Raw genomic sequence first — 16,019 nt, 5'->3', positions numbered from 1 at the left:
CCCGTGGGATCGCTTCAACTCAAATCCATCCGCAAGACCTATGGCACGCATGAGGTGCTGAAAGGCATCGACCTCGAGGTCAAGGACGGCGAATTCGTCATCTTCGTCGGGCCGTCGGGCTGCGGGAAATCGACGCTGCTACGCAGCATTGCAGGCCTCGAAGACGTCACGTCGGGCGCCGTCGTCATCAATGGCCGCGATGAGACGTTGACGCCGCCGGCCAAGCGCGGCATCGCGATGGTGTTTCAGTCCTACGCGCTCTATCCGCATCTGACGGTCAAAGACAATATGGGGCTTGGTCTCAAGCAGGCCGGCACCGCCAAGGATGAGATTGAAAGGCGCGTCGGCAAGGCATCCGGCATGCTGTCGCTGGAACCCTATCTGGCGCGGCGGCCGGCCGAGCTCTCCGGCGGCCAGCGCCAGCGCGTCGCCATCGGCCGTGCTATCGTGCGCGAGCCGGAACTCTTCCTGTTCGATGAACCGCTGTCGAACCTCGATGCGGCGCTGCGCGTCCAGACCCGCCTCGAAATCGCCCGGCTGCACCGCAGCCTGAAGGCGACGATGATCTATGTCACCCACGACCAGGTCGAGGCGATGACGCTTGCCGACAAGATCGTCGTCTTGAATGCCGGCGCGATCGAGCAGATCGGTTCGCCGATGGAACTCTACAAACGACCGGCCAATGTCTTCGTTGCCGGCTTCATCGGCTCCCCGCAGATGAATTTCATCGCGGCCGAGAAGGTCGGCGATCACAGCGCCAAGACGATCGGCGTGCGTCCCGAACACCTGACGTTGTCGCGCGAACAGGGGACTTGGGCTGCTAAGGTCGTGCATGTCGAGCATCTCGGCGCCGACACGATCATCTATCTGGAATCCGAACAGTGCGGCCTGTTGACCGCGCGTCTTTTCGGCGAACACCAATATGAGCCGGACGAGATCGTCTATGCGACGCCTGACCAGGCGCATGTGCACCGCTTCGACGTCGACGACCAGGCGATCCGATAAGCGCATGACAGAATGAAAAGCCCCGCCAGCCAGCCTGGCGGGGCCTTTTCATTTCCCGTCGTGCGCGGTTCGATCAGCCGAGCACGGGCCGCATGAAGCTACGTTCATAGCTGACGATACTGCGGTTGCGTTTGTCGAGCTCGAAAGCGGCCTGACATTCCGGATCGCTTGCCATGCGGGTGCGGTAGTCCTCGTAAGCGGCAAGACTCGGGAAGGAAAACAATGCAACGGCAATATTATTGGCGCCTTCGGACGGCAGGAAATAACCGTGATGGGTGCCGCCCATCCTGTTGACGATCGGAATCCAGAGCCGGGCATATTCTTCGAATTCGGCAAGCTTATACGGATCAATCACATAACGCAGGTGGCAGGTAATCATTGACATATCCCATCGAGTAAAATGCCGGGCGGAGGGCTGCTCAGCAGATTTGGTTTGCTCAACTTCTGGCGCTGACCTCGGAGAGTTCAAGTGCTTTGTGGTGATGGCTGCATCACGATTGCTGACGGCTCGGACGAGCTGAAATGAAAAAGGCGCCGTTTCGCGGCGCCTTTTGTCTCAGCAGTATTGGCGAAATCAGTCGCGGATGATGAGCAGGTCGGCTGCCATGAAGCGCAGGGTTACCGTTTCGCCGGCCTGCGGCGGGGTGGTGCCCGGGCTGTTGAACATGTCGAAGGAGATGACGTTGCCGCCGACATTCATGCGGGTGCGGATGACCGACCCCAGGAAGTGGGCCGAAACGACCTGGCCGGTCAGCGCCGTGTCGCTCTTGACGCTGTCGGAGAGCGAGCCGGCTTCCGGGCGCAGCGCCAGCGAAATGGTTTCGCCGGCCTTGTGGGCGGCGACCGACTGTTTCAGCGTTATGCCTTGATCACCGATCTGGATGCGGTTGGTATCGGGATCGACGACCTTGGCCTCGATGAGGTTCAGCGTGCCGACGAAGGAGGCGACGAAGCGCGTCGCCGGCGTGTTGTAGATCTCGAAAGGCGAACCGATCTGGTCGGCCTTGCCTGCATTCATGACGACGATGCGGTCGGAGATCGAAAGGGCTTCTTCCTGATCATGGGTGACGAAGACCGTGGTGATGCCGAGCTGCTGCTGGATCTGGCGGATTTCCTCGCGCAGCGACACGCGGATCTTGGCGTCGAGTGCGGAGAGCGGCTCGTCGAGCAGCAACACTTGCGGCTTGACGGCGAGCGCACGGGCAAGGGCTACTCGCTGCTGCTGGCCGCCCGACAGTTGATAGGGGAAGCGGTCGGCCAGGTGATCGAGCTTGATCAGGCCGAGCATTTCCTTGACGCGCGCGTCGATCTCAGGCTTTTGGGCACCGGCGACCTTGAGACCGAAGGCGACATTGTCGTGTACCGTCATGTTGGGGAAGAGCGCGTAGGCCTGGAACACCATGCCGATATTGCGCTGGTTCGGCTTCAGCGCGCTTTGGTCCTTGCCGTTGATGGTCAGCGTGCCGCCGGTTGGCGTTTCGAAGCCGGCGATCATACGCAGAACGGTCGTCTTGCCGCAGCCCGACGGACCGAGGAAGGAGACGAACTCACCCTTCTCGATGTTCATGTTGAAGTTCTTGACGACCTGAACCGGGCCGAAGGATTTTTGAATGTTGTTCAGCGTGAGAAAAGACATGAGCCAGATACCTTAAGCCTTTGCCGGGCGGGCTTTGCCGACGCGGGAAACGATGTTGAGCAGGCCCATGCTGAGCCAGGTGATCGAGAAGGCGATGACGGCAAGCGCCGAAGGCTCATAGGCCTTGTTGGCGCCAACGAGCTGCAGGTAGGGACCGAAGGCCGGACGGTTCAGAAGTGCGGCAAAGGTGAATTCGCCCATGACGATCGCGAGCGTGATGAAAGCGCCAGAGAGCACGCCGCTCATGACGTTGGGAAAAATGCATTTGAACATGATGGTCGTCCATCGGGCGCCGAGGCTTTCGGCCGCTTCCGTCAGCGTGCGGACGTCGATGGCGCGCATGGCGGTATCGACGGCGCGGTACATATAAGGCAGGGACAGGGTGATATAGGAGAAGACCAGCAGGATGTTGGTGCCGGTCGTCGAACCCGTCAGCGGCAGGTAGGACGAAGAATTATACATCCTGAGGTATCCGAAGACGATGACGATCGCCGGAATGACAAGCGGCAGCAACGTGATGAATTCGACGACCGGACGCATCTGCGGCAGCCGCAGCCGCACCCAATAGGCCGTCGGCACGACGAGCAGCATGCCGAAGACGATGGTGAGCAACGCCATCAGCATCGAATAGCCGAAGGTCTCCCGGAACTGAATGTCGGAGAATACCGACTCATAAGCATCGAGGCTGTATTCGCCGCGGCGCATGCGCAATGAAAACTCGATTGTGCCGATCAACGGGATGACGAAATAGGATGCACCTAGAATGACGGCGATCCAGGCTCCGAGACGCTGAGCTTTCATTTCTGCCACCGTTCTGCGCGCATGCGCAGCATGAGGTAAAGGACGTTGGAGACGCCGGTGATGACGATCATGCCGAGCGCGATGGCGTAACCGAGGTTGGCATTGTGCAGAACGTCGCCGCGGATCTGCGCATAGAGCAGGATCGGCACGATGTTCAGCGAGCTGCCGGTCAGCGCGAAAGCGGTGGCAATGGCGCCGAAAGCGTTGGCGAAGAGCAGCAGCGTCGTGCCGAGCAGGCTCGGCCAAAGGATCGGCAGCGCGACCATCGTCCAGTACTGGCGGTTGGTGGCGCCAAGAATCTGCGAGGCTTCGCGCCATTCCTTCTTCATACCGTCGAGGGCCGGCGTCAGAATCAGCACCATCAGCGGGATCTGGAAATACATGTAGGTGATGGTGAGGCCGAAGAAGGACAGGAGATTAAAGCCGGTGCCGTAGAGATTGAAACCGAACCATTCACGCAGGAAAATCGTCACAAGCCCGGTGCGGCCGAGCGTTGCGAGAAAGGCGAAGGCGAGCGGCACGCCGGCAAAATTCGAGGCGACGCCGGAGAAGGTCAGCAGCGTCGAGCGCACGGAGGCGGGCAGGCCGCCGAGCACGACGGCCCAGGCGAGGAAGAAGCCGATCAGCGCACCGCCCAGAGCCGACGCCACCGACACACGGATACTGATCGAGTAGGCGCTCATGATGGATGGGGTAAAGAGATCACCGATATTCTTCAGCGTCAAATCGCCCTCGGGCGTCAGGAATGCGCCCGCCACGAGATAAAGCGTGGGGATGATCAGGAACAGCAGGGAGAATATGATGAATGGTGCAATGCCCAGCCAGTCGATCACGCGATCTCTGTTGATCAAGGGGGCACTGCGCACCATAGGCGTTGAAACGGTGCTCATGGAAAAGCTCATCCTGGGGCGTCGGAGTGAGAAAACCTCCCCGCCTTGCGGCGGGGAGGCCGGATCAGAGATTACTTGACGGCGGCGCCGACGACGGAATCCCAGTTCTTGGTGATGGCTTCCTTGCCAGCAGACTGTTCTTCGAGCGTCGGGAAGACAGCCTTTTCATAGGATGCAGCCGGCGGCAGCTTATCGAGCAGTTCCTTCGGGATCTTGTTGTTCTTGGCAAGATCGTTGAAGCGGATCGGGTGGCAATAGCCCTTCAGCCAGCCGAGCTGACCTTCGTCGGAATAGAGGTATTCCATCCAGAGCTTCGCAGCGTTCGGGTGCGGAGCGAAGGCGGAAATCGCCTGGACGTAGACGCCGGCAACGACGCCTGTCTTCGGAACGACGACCTCGAACGGAGGATTGCCCTTCAGGCTTTCGCCCCAGGAGAGGGCGTTGTAATCCCAGGCAACGATGATCGGCGTGGAGCCCTGGGCGAACGGAGCTGCCTTGCCGACGACCGGCACGAAATTACCGCTCTTGTTCAATTCGGCGAAGAACTTCAGGCCTTCTTCGCCTGCCTTGGCCGCGTCACCGCCGGATGCGGAAAGACCAGCGGCATAGACGCCCTGGACAGCCTGGTTGGCGGCGCGCGGATCGCCCGCGAGGGCGACGCTGTTTGCGTAGTCGCTCTTCTTCAGATCGGCCCAATCGGCCGGCGATTCCTTGACGAGATCCTTGTTCACGAGGAACGAGAGAACGCCGTAATAATCGCCGTACCAGTAGCCTTCGGCATCCTTGGCGGTATCCGGGATGGAGTCCCAGGTGGAGACCTTGTAAGGCTGGATCAGGCCGTCTTTCTTTGCGGACGGGCCGAAAGAGAGCCCGACGTCGATGACGTCAGGAGCCTGCGGGCCGGTGTTGCCCTTGTTGGCCTTGATGGCTTCGACTTCGTCGCCCGAACCCGCATCTGGGTTGAGCTCGTTGACCTCGAGGCCATACTTGGCCTTGAAGCCGGCAATGACCTCGCCGTAGCCGCACCAGTCGTGCGGAAGAGCGATCGTCGTCAGGGTGCCTTCCTTCTTGGCGGCGGCGATAAGTTCAGCGCTCGGCTCGGCAGCGGCAATCGCGGTCGAAGCCACGATCATCGCAGTAGAAAGCGACAGTAGTCGAGAAATGTTAGAGATCACTGTTGTTCTCCTTCGGGTTTTCAGTGTCTGGCGATGCTGTTAATGAGGTTACATGAAGCTTGTGTGACAGTTGGATGACGTTAATTCTGCTGTGAATAGCGGTGGTTGTGGCAAATGTTTTATTTGCGACAACGCCGTCTGTTTCCGCGAAAAATCCGTCATTGTTTTTCTTTTGTTTTAGTCTTGTCCTCCTAACCCGGTTTGCGGAAAAGCCTGGTCTGCTCGAACAGGCCTTCCAGTGTCTTCATGCGCTCCTTCGTCTCGTCCCAGGTCGAATTCTGAACGGCCTCGATCAGCGCTTCGACGATGTACAGGGTGACCACGGAGGAATCCCAGGCCGACGGCGCCTCGATCCGGACGCGGAAGGCATGCCTGGCGAGCTTGGCGGCCGGCGAGCCCCACTGGTCGGTGAAGACGATGATTTCGGCGCCGCGTTTGCGGGCGGCGGTTACAAGGCTCACCATCTCCTGCTCGTAGCGTCGGATGTCGAAGATGATCAGGATGTCGCCGGCATTCATGTTGAGGACATATTGCGGCCAGCTGCTGGAATTCGACGATAGCAGCGTCGTTGCCGGCCGGATCACCTGCATATGGGTGAAGAAATACTCGGCAAGCGCGCCGGTGATGCGGCCACCAACGAAATAAAGGCCGCGCTTGCGGTCGGAAAGCAGCGCGGCGACGCTGTCGAAAGTCGCGGTATCGAGATCGGTCAGCGTCTGGCGCAGATTGCCCATGATGGCATCGGCGAAACGGTTGAGAATGTGGGTGCCCGGCGCATTTTGCGCCCAGCGGTCGTGCTTGGCGATCGGGTTCGAGATCGTCGCCTCGACTTCCTGATGCAGATGCGCCTGAAAGTCCGGATAGCCCTTGAAGCCGAGCTTCTGCACCATGCGCACGACGGTCGGCGTCGAGACGCCGGCATTCTCGGCAATCGTGGTGATGCTGCCGAGGCCGGAAACCGGATAATTGTCGAGAAGGCTTTCGGCCAACTGCTTCTCGGCGCGCGTCAACACCCCCAAATGCGAGTGTATGACGTCCGAAACCGTCTTCGACGCAACTGTCACGTAACTATGCTCCCCGGGATGGTCTGGCGCCACTTTCCCACTCAAAGTTAACAACGCTGTCATAATCCATGTCAACCACTGTCATGAAAAGAAATTTTCAGTGGATGCTTGACACCGGCCGAAACCTGAAGAATTCTTTTCTTCATCAAGAATTTGTTAAGGGATAAGGAGTGGCGCCTTTGGTGCTGGCCCGGCCGAAAATCCTCAGTGAAGCGGACGGTGACTGCGTCGGGATCGAACGTATCCACGGCCGGAGCCCGGTGCTTCTCATCTGCGAGCACGCTTCGAATGCGCTTCCAGTCGTTTTCGGCGATCTCGGCCTGCCCAGCGAAGCGCTCTCCAGTCACATTGCCTGGGATCCAGGCGCGCTTGCGGTTGCCCGCAGCATATCGGAAGCGCTCGACGCGACGCTCGTTTACCAGAGGTTCTCGCGGCTTATCTACGACTGCAACCGACCGCCCAGTTCACCCGGCGCGATGCCGGAGACCAGCGAGATCTACGCCATTCCCGGCAACAAGGATTTGAGCCCCGAAGAACGACTTGCGCGCACCGACTCGCTCTACGTGCCTTTCCATGACGCCATTCGCGGGCTGATCCGCGATCGCCGGGCGAGGGCACAGGACAGCATCATCGTGACGATGCACAGCTTTACGCCGGTCTATCACGGCCGCGAACGCGCCGTCGAACTCGGCATATTGCACGATGAGGACAGCCGGCTTGCCGACCTTATGCTGGCGGCTGCGGCCGAGGCGCCGCTTTACAGGGTGGAACGCAACGAGCCTTACGGGCCCGAGGACGGCGTGACCCACACGCTGATCCTGCACGGGCTGTCGAACGGCTTGCGCAATGTGATGATCGAGGTCCGCAATGACCTCATCGCAGACGATATCGGCCAAGGGGTCATGGCCGACTATCTGAAAGGGCTGCTCCAGCAAAGTCTGGACGCCTGACATAAAAAGAAGACCCGAGGGAGCAGTTTAACTGCGGACGTCCGCATGGCGCAAATGCCGCGGACAATTGGCACTGAATCGGCCCGCAATTCCGCGGCCGATCGTGAACAGGGGGAAGTCATGTCGGATTATACCGAACTGGACAAGAAGCAGGATGTGCACATCCTGCATTCCATGGGTTATGCCCAAGAACTCGAACGACGCATGAGCTCGTTTTCGAACTTTGCCGTCTCATTTTCCATCATCTGCATTCTCTCCGGCGGCATAAATTCGCTGGCGCAGGCGACCTCGGGTGCCGGCGGCGCCGCCATCGGCATCGGCTGGCCAGTCGGCTGCTTCATCTCGCTCGTCTTCGCCATCGGCATGGCGCAGATCAGCTCGGCCTATCCTACGGCCGGCGGCCTCTATCACTGGAGCTCGATCCTCGGAAACCGCTTCACCGGCTGGGTGACCGCCTGGTTCAACTTGCTCGGTCTCGTCACCGTGTTGGGCGCCATCAATGTCGGCACCTATTATTTCTTCATGGGTTCGTTCGGCACCAGCTATCTCGGGCTGACCGACACGACGACGGTGCGCATCATCTTCCTCGTGGTCATCACCGGCGCGCAGGCGCTCGTGAACCACATGGGCATCGGACTGACCGCGAAGCTGACCGATTTCTCGGGTTATCTCATCTTCGCGACCGCTATCGCGCTGTCGGCCGTCTGCCTCATCGCAGCGCCCTCCTATGAGATCGGCCGTCTCTTCACTTTCGCCAACTATTCCGGCGAAGTCGGCGGCAACGTCTGGCCTTCCACCTCGGGCGCCTGGGTCTTCCTTCTCGGCCTGCTGCTGCCGATCTACACCATTACCGGCTATGATGCCTCGGCGCATACGTCGGAAGAGACGGTCAAAGCTGCCGAATCGGTGCCGCGTGGCATGGTTGCCTCGGTGCTCTGGTCGGCGCTTTTCGGCTATATCATGCTGTGCGCCTTCGTGCTCATGCTGCCGAATATGGATGATGCGGCAAAGCAGGGCTGGAACGTGTTCTTCTGGGCGATGGACAGCCAGGTCAACCCGATCGTCAAGGACATTCTCTATCTTGCCATCCTCGTCAGCCAGTGGCTGTGTGGCCTTGCGACCGTTACCTCGGTCTCGCGCATGATCTTCGCCTTCTCGCGTGACGGCGGTCTGCCGGCGTCGAAGGTCCTGTCGAAAGTCAGCCCAAAGTACCGCACGCCGGTGGCTGCGATCTGGACCGGCTCGATCCTCTCGGTTCTGTTCGTCTGGGGCTCCTCGCTCGCTACGATTGGTGACACGCCGGTCTATACGATCGTCGTCTCGTGCACAGTCATCTTCCTGTTCTTCTCCTTCGCGATCCCGATCACGCTCGGCTTGTTCGCCTGGGGCACGTCGAAGTGGGACAAGATGGGGCCGTGGAACCTCGGCGAAGGCGTCTTCAAGCTCTTTGCCGTGCTGACCGTCATCGCGATGATCCTGATCTTCATCCTCGGCATTCAGCCGCCGAACGAATGGGCGCTCTACATCACCGTCGGTTTCCTGGTGCTGACGGCGATCGTCTGGTTCGGCTTCGAAAGCCGCCGCTTCAAAGGGCCGCCGATCGGTGCGGAAGTGGCAAAGCGTCAGGCCGAGATCGCGGCCGCCGAAGCAGCCGTCGGCGAAAGCGGCGAAAACTAAGCATCGAGGCTTCCCTCTCAAATGGCGGGGCCGCATCCTGCGGCCCCATCACCGGTTCAACGAAAAGGCATCGGGCCGCAAAGTCCGGCCGAGCGCATGCGATTTCGTTGCCCCGATTTTCTCAATCCCAATTCAGGCGGAACAATCATGAGCAGCAGCTACACAATCGACGATCTCAGGAAGGATGTTGCCGAAGGGCGCATCGACACGGTTCTGGCCTGCCAGGTGGATATGCAGGGCCGGCTGATGGGCAAGCGTTTTCAGGCGGAATATTTCGTCGAGAGCGCCTGGAAGGAAACGCACAGCTGCAACTACCTGATCGCCACCGACATGGAGATGGAGACCGTCTCCGGCTACAAGGCGACGAGCTGGGAGAAGGGCTACGGCGACTATACGATGAAGCCGGATCTTGCGACGCTGCGTCGTATTCCCTGGCTCGAAGGCACTGCGCTGGTGCTCTGCGATATGCTCGATCATCATACGCACGAGGAGGTCGCCCACTCGCCGCGCGCGATCCTGAAGAAGCAGGTGAAGCGGCTCGAGGATATGGGCATGAAGGCCTACATGGCCTCCGAGCTCGAATTCTTCCTGTTCGACCAGACCTACGAGGCGGCGCAGGCTTCCGGCTACCGCAACCTCAAGCTCGTCAGCGCCTATAATGAGGACTACCACATCTTCCAGACCACCAAGGAAGAAGAGGTGATGCGGGCGATCCGCACCGGGCTGCAGGGAGCCGGCATCCCGGTCGAGAACTCCAAGGGCGAGGCTTCGGCCGGCCAGGAGGAGATCAACGTGCGCTACGCCGATGCGCTCGCCATGGCCGACCGGCACGCGATCATCAAGAACGGCTGCAAGGAGATTGCTTGGTCGAAGGGCAAGGCCATCACCTTCCTGGCCAAGTGGAATTACAATGCTGCCGGCAGTTCCTCGCATATCCACCAGTCGCTTTGGAGCCTGGAGGAAAAGCCGCTGTTCTTCGACCATACCGGCAAATACGGCATGTCGCCGCTGATGCATAATTACGTTGCCGGGCTTCTCGCCCATGCGAGCGAGATCACCTATTTCCTGGCGCCCTACATCAACTCCTACAAGCGCTTCATGGCCGGCACGTTTGCGCCGACCAAGGCGATCTGGAGCAAGGACAACCGCACCGCCGGCTATCGCCTGTGCGGCGAAGAGACCAAGGGTATCCGTATCGAGTGCCGCGTCGGCGGCTCCGATCTCAATCCCTATCTCGCCTTCGCCGCGCTGCTTGCCGCCGGCATTGACGGCATCGAGAACAAGCTCGAACTCGAAGCGCCCTTTGTCGGCGACGCCTATGGCGGCAAGGGCGTTCGCGAGATCCCGCGCACGCTGCGCGCGGCCACGGCGGCGATGACGGAATCGGCGATGCTGCGCAAGGCCTTCGGCGACGACGTGATCGACCACTATACGCGCGCCGGCGAATGGGAGCAGGAAGAATACGACCGCCGCATCACCGATTGGGAAGTGGCGCGCGGTTTCGAAAGAGCTTAATAGGCATTTGCGATTTGCTTGGCCCTGACCCTAACCTTGCCGGGGTCGAGCCACTGGTCTCGACCCGTCCTACGGACCCCCGTAAAAACGGGGAGAGGGGACGTGCCAAACGCAGCGTCGATGTTGGGGAAAGCCGGTGCGGCATATCCCCTTCGCCCCGTTTACGGGGAGAAGGTGTCGGCAGGCGGATGAGGGGCCACGGCCTCACTCAAATTTTGAAGAATACGAGGATAGGAACAGATCATGGCAATGATCCAATGCATTTCACCGGTTGACGGGTCGGTCTATGCCGAGCGCGCAGCCCTTTCGCTCGACGCCGCTAAGGACGTCGTGGCGCGTGCGCGCAAGGCGCAGAAGGGCTGGGCGAAGCGGCCGCTCGAAGAGCGTGTGCAACTGGTGTTGAAGGGTGCTGCGCGGCTGAACGAGATGTCCGATGTCGTCGTGCCGGAGCTTGCCTGGCAGATGGGCCGGCCGATCAAGTACGGCGGCGAATACAAGGGTTTCAACGAGCGTTCCAACTATGTCGCCTCGATCGCGGCGGATGCGATGGCGCCTGTTGTCGTCGAGGAGAGCGATCGTTTCGAGCGGCGCATCGAGCGCGAGGCGCATGGCGTCGTCTTCGTCGTAGCACCATGGAACTATCCCTATATGACGGCGATCAACACGATTGCGCCGGCGCTGATGGCCGGCAACACCGTCGTGCTGAAGCATGCCTCGCAGACGCTGCTGGTCGGCGAGAGGCTGGTGCAGGCTTTCATCGAGGCCGGCGTTCCCGAGGATGTGTTCCAGAACGTCTTTCTCGATCATGAAACGACGTCAGCGCTGATTGCCGCCGGCAGCTTCAATTTCGTCAACTTCACCGGATCGGTCGAAGGCGGGCGGTCGATGGAACGGGCGGCTGCCGGCACCTTCACCGGCCTCGGCCTCGAACTCGGCGGCAAGGATCCGGGATATGTCATGGAGGACGCCGATCTCGAGGCGGCCGTCGACACGCTGATGGATGGCGCGACCTACAATTCCGGCCAGTGCTGCTGCGGCATCGAGCGCATCTATGTGCATGAATCGCTCTACGACGCCTTCGTCGAGAAATCGGTTGCCTGGGTATCGAACTACAAGCTCGGCAATCCGCTCGATCCGGAAACCTCGCTCGGGCCGATGGCACATAAGCGCTTCGCCAAGGTGGTGCGCGAGCAGATCGCCGATGCGGTTTCCAAGGGCGCCAAAGCGCTTGTCGATCCCAAGCTTTTCCCCCAGGATGACGGCGGCGCTTATCTCGCACCGCAGATTCTCGTCGATGTCGACCACTCGATGGCCTTCATGCGCGAGGAGACTTTCGGTCCGGCAGTCGGCATCATGAAAGTGAAGAGCGACGAGGAGGCACTCGCTTTGATGAACGACAGCCAGTACGGGCTGACGGCCTCGCTCTGGACCAGGGATGCCGAGCGGGCAGGGCGGCTCGGCCGCGAGATCGAAACCGGCACCGTTTTCATGAACCGCGCAGACTATCTCGATCCGGCGCTTTGCTGGACCGGCGTCAAGGAGACCGGCCGCGGCGGCTCGCTGTCGATCATCGGCTTCCACAATCTGACGCGCCCGAAATCCTTCCATCTGAAGAAAGTCACAGCATGAGCAGCAACATCACCGCAAACTGGAGCTATCCGACATCGGTCAAGCTCGGCCGAGGCCGCATCGCGGAACTGGCTGACGCCTGCAAGAGCCTCGGCATCAAGAAGCCGCTGCTCGTCACCGACCGTGGCCTTGCCTCGATGGCGATCACCAAGACTGCGCTCGATATCCTCGAAGATGCCGGTCTCGGCCGGGCGATCTTTGCCGATGTCGATCCGAACCCGAACGAGAAGAACCTCGAAGCTGGCGTCAGGGCTTTCAAGGATGGCGGCCATGACGGCGTCGTCGCCTTCGGCGGCGGCTCTGGCCTCGATCTCGGCAAGTGCGTCGCCTTCATGGCCGGCCAGACGCGGCCGGTCTGGGACTTCGAAGATATCGGCGACTGGTGGACGCGTGCAAGCCTGGACGGCATCGCCCCGATCGTCGCTGTGCCGACAACGGCAGGCACCGGTTCGGAAGTCGGGCGCGCCAGCGTCATCACCAATTCCGAAACGCATGTGAAGAAGATCATCTTCCATCCGAAGTTCCTGCCTGGCGTCGTCATTTCAGATCCGGAACTGACGGTCGGCATGCCGAAGATCATCACGGCCGGCACCGGCATGGATGCCTTCGCCCATTGCCTGGAGGCCTATTCCTCGCCCTTCTATCACCCGATGTCAGCCGGCATCGCGCTCGAAGGCATGCGGCTCGTCAAGGAATTCCTGCCGCGCGCCTATAGGGAAGGCACGGATCTGGAGGCTCGCGCCAACATGATGGCCGCTGCCGCCATGGGCGCGGTCGCCTTCCAGAAGGGGCTCGGCGCCATTCACGCGCTGTCGCACCCGATCGGCGCCGTCTACAACACCCATCACGGCATGACCAACGCGGTGGTGATGCCGGCGGTGCTGCGCTTCAACCGCAAGCCGATCGAGGAGAAGATCGGCCGTGCCGCCGCCTATCTCGGCATTTCGGGCGGTTTCGACGGATTCTACGATTATGTGCTGAAGCTCCGCTCCGAACTCGGCGTGCCGGAGACGCTGTCGGCGATGGGAATCGCTGCCGACCGCATCGACGAATTGTCGGCCATGGCGATCGAAGATCCGAGCGCCGGCGGCAACCCGGTTGCGCTGACGCTTGAAAATACCAAGGCACTATTCAAAGATTGCTTCTGACGGCATAAGAGCGGACCAACAGACTGGCCTGGAAAACCGCGGTTTCCCAGGCCTTTTTCGTTCCGGCGGCATCCCTATTTTTAGGGATGTGAAAAATACCGGCTGCAATTTCGCCGCGCGTGTTTCGAATTTGTTAACCATGATTAGAAAGAATGAATTAACCGCACGATGCTCCGACGGTGCGTAAAAGAGCGATTCCGGCTCGCACCATTCCTTCCGAGGACCGAAAATGCCTGTCATCACATTCGCAAATACCAAGGGCGGCGCCGGCAAGACGACTGCTGTTCTGCTGCTCGCGACCGAGCTTGCCCGCAAAGGTTATCGCGTCACCATTCTCGACGCCGACCCGCAGCACTGGATTTCGCGCTGGCACGAAATATCAGGTCATGTACCCAATCTTTCGGTGATCGATTTCGTCACAACTGCGTCGCTGCCGCTGCATATCAGCGAGAACAAGCACAATACCGACTATTTCATCGTCGACCTGCCGGGTGCGCGCAATCCGCTGCTTGCCACCGCCGTCGGCCTTTCCGACCACGTGCTGATCCCGATTCAGGGCTGCGCGATGGATGCGCGCGGCGGTGCGCAGGTGCTCGAGCTGCTGCAATATCTGGATGAGAAGGCCGGTATCAAGATCTGTCATTCGGTGGTGCTCACCCGCGTCAATTCGATGGTGACGACGCGGGCGCTGCAAGTCGTTAAGTCGCTGCTCAGCGAGCGGCATGTGCCGGTGCTCGATACGGCGATCATCGAACGCTCCGCCTTCCGCGACATCTTCGACTGTGGCGGCACGCTGCACACGATCGATCCCACACGCGTCAGCAATCTCGACAAGGCGCGTGAGAACGCGACCTGTTTTGCCGAGGAAATGATGCGCAAGCTGCCGGTGAGGCTGACGGCATCCGCCCGCGTGACGAGCCCGATGGTCCGCTCGGCCGCTTGAATATAGCCCCCACCTGAAACGACAAGGCCGCCGGAGCGATCCGGCGGCCTTGTCGTTGTTGTCGTCAGAATGATTTCAGTCGACGAATTCGACCGTCACTCCCGGCTTCACCATCTTGGCAAGCTCGGTGGCATCCCAGTTGGTCAGGCGGATGCAGCCGTGGCTCTGGGTGCGGCCGATCTTCGAGGGCTCGGGCGTGCCATGAATGCCGTAGGTCGGCTTGGAGAGCGCCATCCAGACGGTGCCGACGGGGCCGTTCGGGCCGGGCGGAATGTTGAGGATCTTGTCGTTGGCGCCCTGCTGGAAATTGATCTTCGGATTGTAGGTGTAGCCGGGATTGAGGGCGACGCGCTCGACGGTGACCGTGCCTGACGGCGAGGGGGTGTCGGTGGAGCCGATCGATGCCGGATAGGCGGCAAGCAGATTGCCGGCGCCGTCATAAGCGAAGACCTGCTTACGGCCCTTGTCGGCGATGATGCGCGCAACCGCGCCGCTCTTCGGCTCGCCTGGATTGACGACCTTGATGACGGTGCCGGCAACGGTGAAATCGGCGCCGGGGTTCATCTCCTTGAGGAAAGCCTCATCCATGTGGAAACGCTCGGCGAGCATCTCGGTGGTCGAGGTGTAAGCCAGCGACGGCAGCAGCGCCTTATGCGAATAATCTTCCGGAATCTCGGCGACGAAGGGGCCGGCCGCATCGGCGGGCGTGATCGTGTAGCTGACCACAGGCAAGCCGCCGGTCATGCGCAGTTCTTCCAGAATGGCGTCGGTGTCGTTCGGATCGAGCTTGGAGCCTGTCATCTGGTCATATGCATAGATGCCCTTGGTGACGTTCGAGCCCATATGGCCGTCGATGACGCCCGGAGAGATGCCGGCGCGATCGAGGAAGACCTGTAATGCGACGATCTCGGGCTTCGACTTGTTCTTCAGCGTGATGACGGGCTCATCAGGTGCTGCCTTCGGCTGGTCGGCGGGCGGGATCTGCTGGCCGGGGTCGATCGAGGCATAGTCGTCGCCGGGTTGCGGATTGCCGATGCTGTTGTCATCGGGATAGGGCTGGTCGCCGAGCGGCCGGCGTTCGATCGCCGCATCGCGCGGTATGCCGCCGGTGACGGCGCCGCGCTCGGAATAACGCGTATCGCCATCGGGATTGTTGTCGGAATAATAGGGGTCGTTGCCATACTGGTCGTTATAGACCTCGCGAGGGCCCGGCCGCGGCGGATAGTAGCCCCGCGCACGCATCTCGGTGGCGACGACGTTGCCATAGTCGTCGATCAACACGCGATTGCCGCTGCGGTCGCGGGCGTAGATATAGCCAGCTGGAACATAGTCGAGGATTTCGCCGCTCGGCGTCACAAGCACGATATCGCTCTGGCGGCGATCGCGGAACTGCTGCGCGCCTGCCTCCGGCGCTGTAGCCGCAAGAGCAGCCAGGACGGCTGCGAGGCAAAATGCCGACTTCAAAAAGCGATTCACGTCTGATACCTCGAACAGTGACTGGCAGACACACACCTGCGAATTTTGACGCTAGTGTGGAATTTATGAAAGCGTGCTGAACAAAATATGAAAATCACTAAGATTTCCTT

14 protein-coding genes are annotated in these 16,019 nt (G+C 60.5%); 7 read left to right on the top strand and 7 right to left on the bottom strand.

All coding sequences use genetic code 11. The features are described 5' to 3' along the window. Positions 1-3 precede the first annotated feature (3 nt). Entirely contained in the window at positions 4-1,005 is a 1,002-nt protein-coding gene (locus AC25BC_RS14675; RefSeq protein ID WP_012758330.1) for an ABC transporter ATP-binding protein, read from the top strand. Between the two features lie 73 nt (positions 1,006-1,078). On the opposite strand, the gene AC25BC_RS14670 is transcribed toward AC25BC_RS14675, so the two are convergent. The 6 genes from AC25BC_RS14670 to AC25BC_RS14645 form a co-directional block, all read right to left on the bottom strand. Next, positions 1,079-1,384: an NIPSNAP family protein gene (locus AC25BC_RS14670; protein WP_012758329.1), complete on the bottom strand. Its 306-nt coding sequence runs from the start codon at positions 1,382-1,384 to the stop codon at positions 1,079-1,081. Between the two features lie 195 nt (positions 1,385-1,579). After that, on the bottom strand, positions 1,580-2,641 hold the full coding sequence (locus tag AC25BC_RS14665) for an ABC transporter ATP-binding protein (protein ID WP_012758328.1): 1,062 nt from the start codon (positions 2,639-2,641) through the stop codon (positions 1,580-1,582). 12 nt (positions 2,642-2,653) lie between these two features. Then, positions 2,654-3,442 carry an ABC transporter permease gene (locus AC25BC_RS14660; protein ID WP_012758327.1) on the bottom strand — a complete coding sequence of 263 codons (789 nt, stop codon included), beginning with the start codon at positions 3,440-3,442 and terminating at the stop codon, positions 2,654-2,656. After that, positions 3,439-4,332, bottom strand: coding sequence for an ABC transporter permease (locus AC25BC_RS14655; RefSeq protein ID WP_003561109.1), 894 nt, complete (start codon positions 4,330-4,332; stop codon positions 3,439-3,441). The genes AC25BC_RS14660 and AC25BC_RS14655 overlap by 4 nt, the downstream gene beginning before the upstream one ends. 71 nt (positions 4,333-4,403) lie before the next feature. Next, positions 4,404-5,507: an ABC transporter substrate-binding protein gene (locus tag AC25BC_RS14650; RefSeq protein ID WP_012758326.1), complete on the bottom strand. Its 1,104-nt coding sequence runs from the start codon at positions 5,505-5,507 to the stop codon at positions 4,404-4,406. 191 nt (positions 5,508-5,698) lie between these two features. Beyond that, positions 5,699-6,571 carry a MurR/RpiR family transcriptional regulator gene (locus AC25BC_RS14645; protein ID WP_012758325.1) on the bottom strand — a complete coding sequence of 291 codons (873 nt, stop codon included), beginning with the start codon at positions 6,569-6,571 and terminating at the stop codon, positions 5,699-5,701. Between the two features lie 179 nt (positions 6,572-6,750). Between AC25BC_RS14645 and AC25BC_RS14640 the strand changes: the two genes are divergently transcribed. The 6 genes from AC25BC_RS14640 to AC25BC_RS14615 all read left to right on the top strand — a co-directional run bounded on the left by AC25BC_RS14640 (position 6,751) and on the right by AC25BC_RS14615 (position 14,433). Then, positions 6,751-7,521: an N-formylglutamate amidohydrolase gene (locus AC25BC_RS14640; protein WP_012758324.1), complete on the top strand. Its 771-nt coding sequence runs from the start codon at positions 6,751-6,753 to the stop codon at positions 7,519-7,521. 120 nt (positions 7,522-7,641) lie between these two features. Beyond that, positions 7,642-9,198 carry an amino acid permease gene (locus AC25BC_RS14635; protein ID WP_026157428.1) on the top strand — a complete coding sequence of 519 codons (1,557 nt, stop codon included), beginning with the start codon at positions 7,642-7,644 and terminating at the stop codon, positions 9,196-9,198. A gap of 147 nt (positions 9,199-9,345) precedes the next feature. Next, entirely contained in the window at positions 9,346-10,713 is a 1,368-nt protein-coding gene (locus AC25BC_RS14630) for a glutamine synthetase family protein (RefSeq protein WP_012758322.1), read from the top strand. A 243-nt stretch (positions 10,714-10,956) separates the two neighbouring features. Then, entirely contained in the window at positions 10,957-12,342 is a 1,386-nt protein-coding gene (locus tag AC25BC_RS14625) for an aldehyde dehydrogenase family protein (RefSeq protein WP_012758321.1), read from the top strand. Beyond that, entirely contained in the window at positions 12,339-13,490 is a 1,152-nt protein-coding gene (locus tag AC25BC_RS14620; RefSeq protein ID WP_012758320.1) for an iron-containing alcohol dehydrogenase, read from the top strand. Before AC25BC_RS14625 ends, AC25BC_RS14620 begins: the two co-directional genes overlap by 4 nt. A gap of 229 nt (positions 13,491-13,719) precedes the next feature. Beyond that, a complete protein-coding gene (locus tag AC25BC_RS14615; protein ID WP_012758319.1) occupies positions 13,720-14,433 on the top strand; it encodes a ParA family protein in 714 nt (237 codons plus the stop codon). A gap of 75 nt (positions 14,434-14,508) precedes the next feature. On the opposite strand, the gene AC25BC_RS14610 is transcribed toward AC25BC_RS14615, so the two are convergent. Further along, complete coding sequence (locus AC25BC_RS14610) at positions 14,509-15,909, bottom strand: L,D-transpeptidase (RefSeq protein WP_012758318.1); 1,401 nt, start codon at positions 15,907-15,909, stop codon at positions 14,509-14,511. Between the last annotated feature and the right edge of the window lie 110 nt (positions 15,910-16,019).

The sequence above is a fragment of the Rhizobium sp. WSM409 genome (assembly GCF_057653825.1).
This window is presented reverse-complemented; position numbering and strand designations above follow the sequence as displayed.

Excerpts from the sequence above, each read along its gene's own strand:
- AC25BC_RS14660 (WP_012758327.1), bottom strand. The coding sequence starts at position 3,442 with ATGAAAGCTCAGCGTCTCGGAGCCTGGATCGCCGTCATTCTAGGTGCA.
- AC25BC_RS14655 (WP_003561109.1), bottom strand. The coding sequence starts at position 4,332 with ATGAGCACCGTTTCAACGCCTATGGTGCGCAGTGCCCCCTTGATCAAC.
- AC25BC_RS14635 (WP_026157428.1), top strand. The coding sequence starts at position 7,642 with ATGTCGGATTATACCGAACTGGACAAGAAGCAGGATGTGCACATCCTG.
- AC25BC_RS14665 (WP_012758328.1), bottom strand. The coding sequence starts at position 2,641 with ATGTCTTTTCTCACGCTGAACAACATTCAAAAATCCTTCGGCCCGGTT.
- AC25BC_RS14625 (WP_012758321.1), top strand. The coding sequence starts at position 10,957 with ATGGCAATGATCCAATGCATTTCACCGGTTGACGGGTCGGTCTATGCC.
- AC25BC_RS14670 (WP_012758329.1), bottom strand. The coding sequence starts at position 1,384 with ATGATTACCTGCCACCTGCGTTATGTGATTGATCCGTATAAGCTTGCC.
- AC25BC_RS14630 (WP_012758322.1), top strand. The coding sequence starts at position 9,346 with ATGAGCAGCAGCTACACAATCGACGATCTCAGGAAGGATGTTGCCGAA.
- AC25BC_RS14620 (WP_012758320.1), top strand. The coding sequence starts at position 12,339 with ATGAGCAGCAACATCACCGCAAACTGGAGCTATCCGACATCGGTCAAG.
- AC25BC_RS14615 (WP_012758319.1), top strand. The coding sequence starts at position 13,720 with ATGCCTGTCATCACATTCGCAAATACCAAGGGCGGCGCCGGCAAGACG.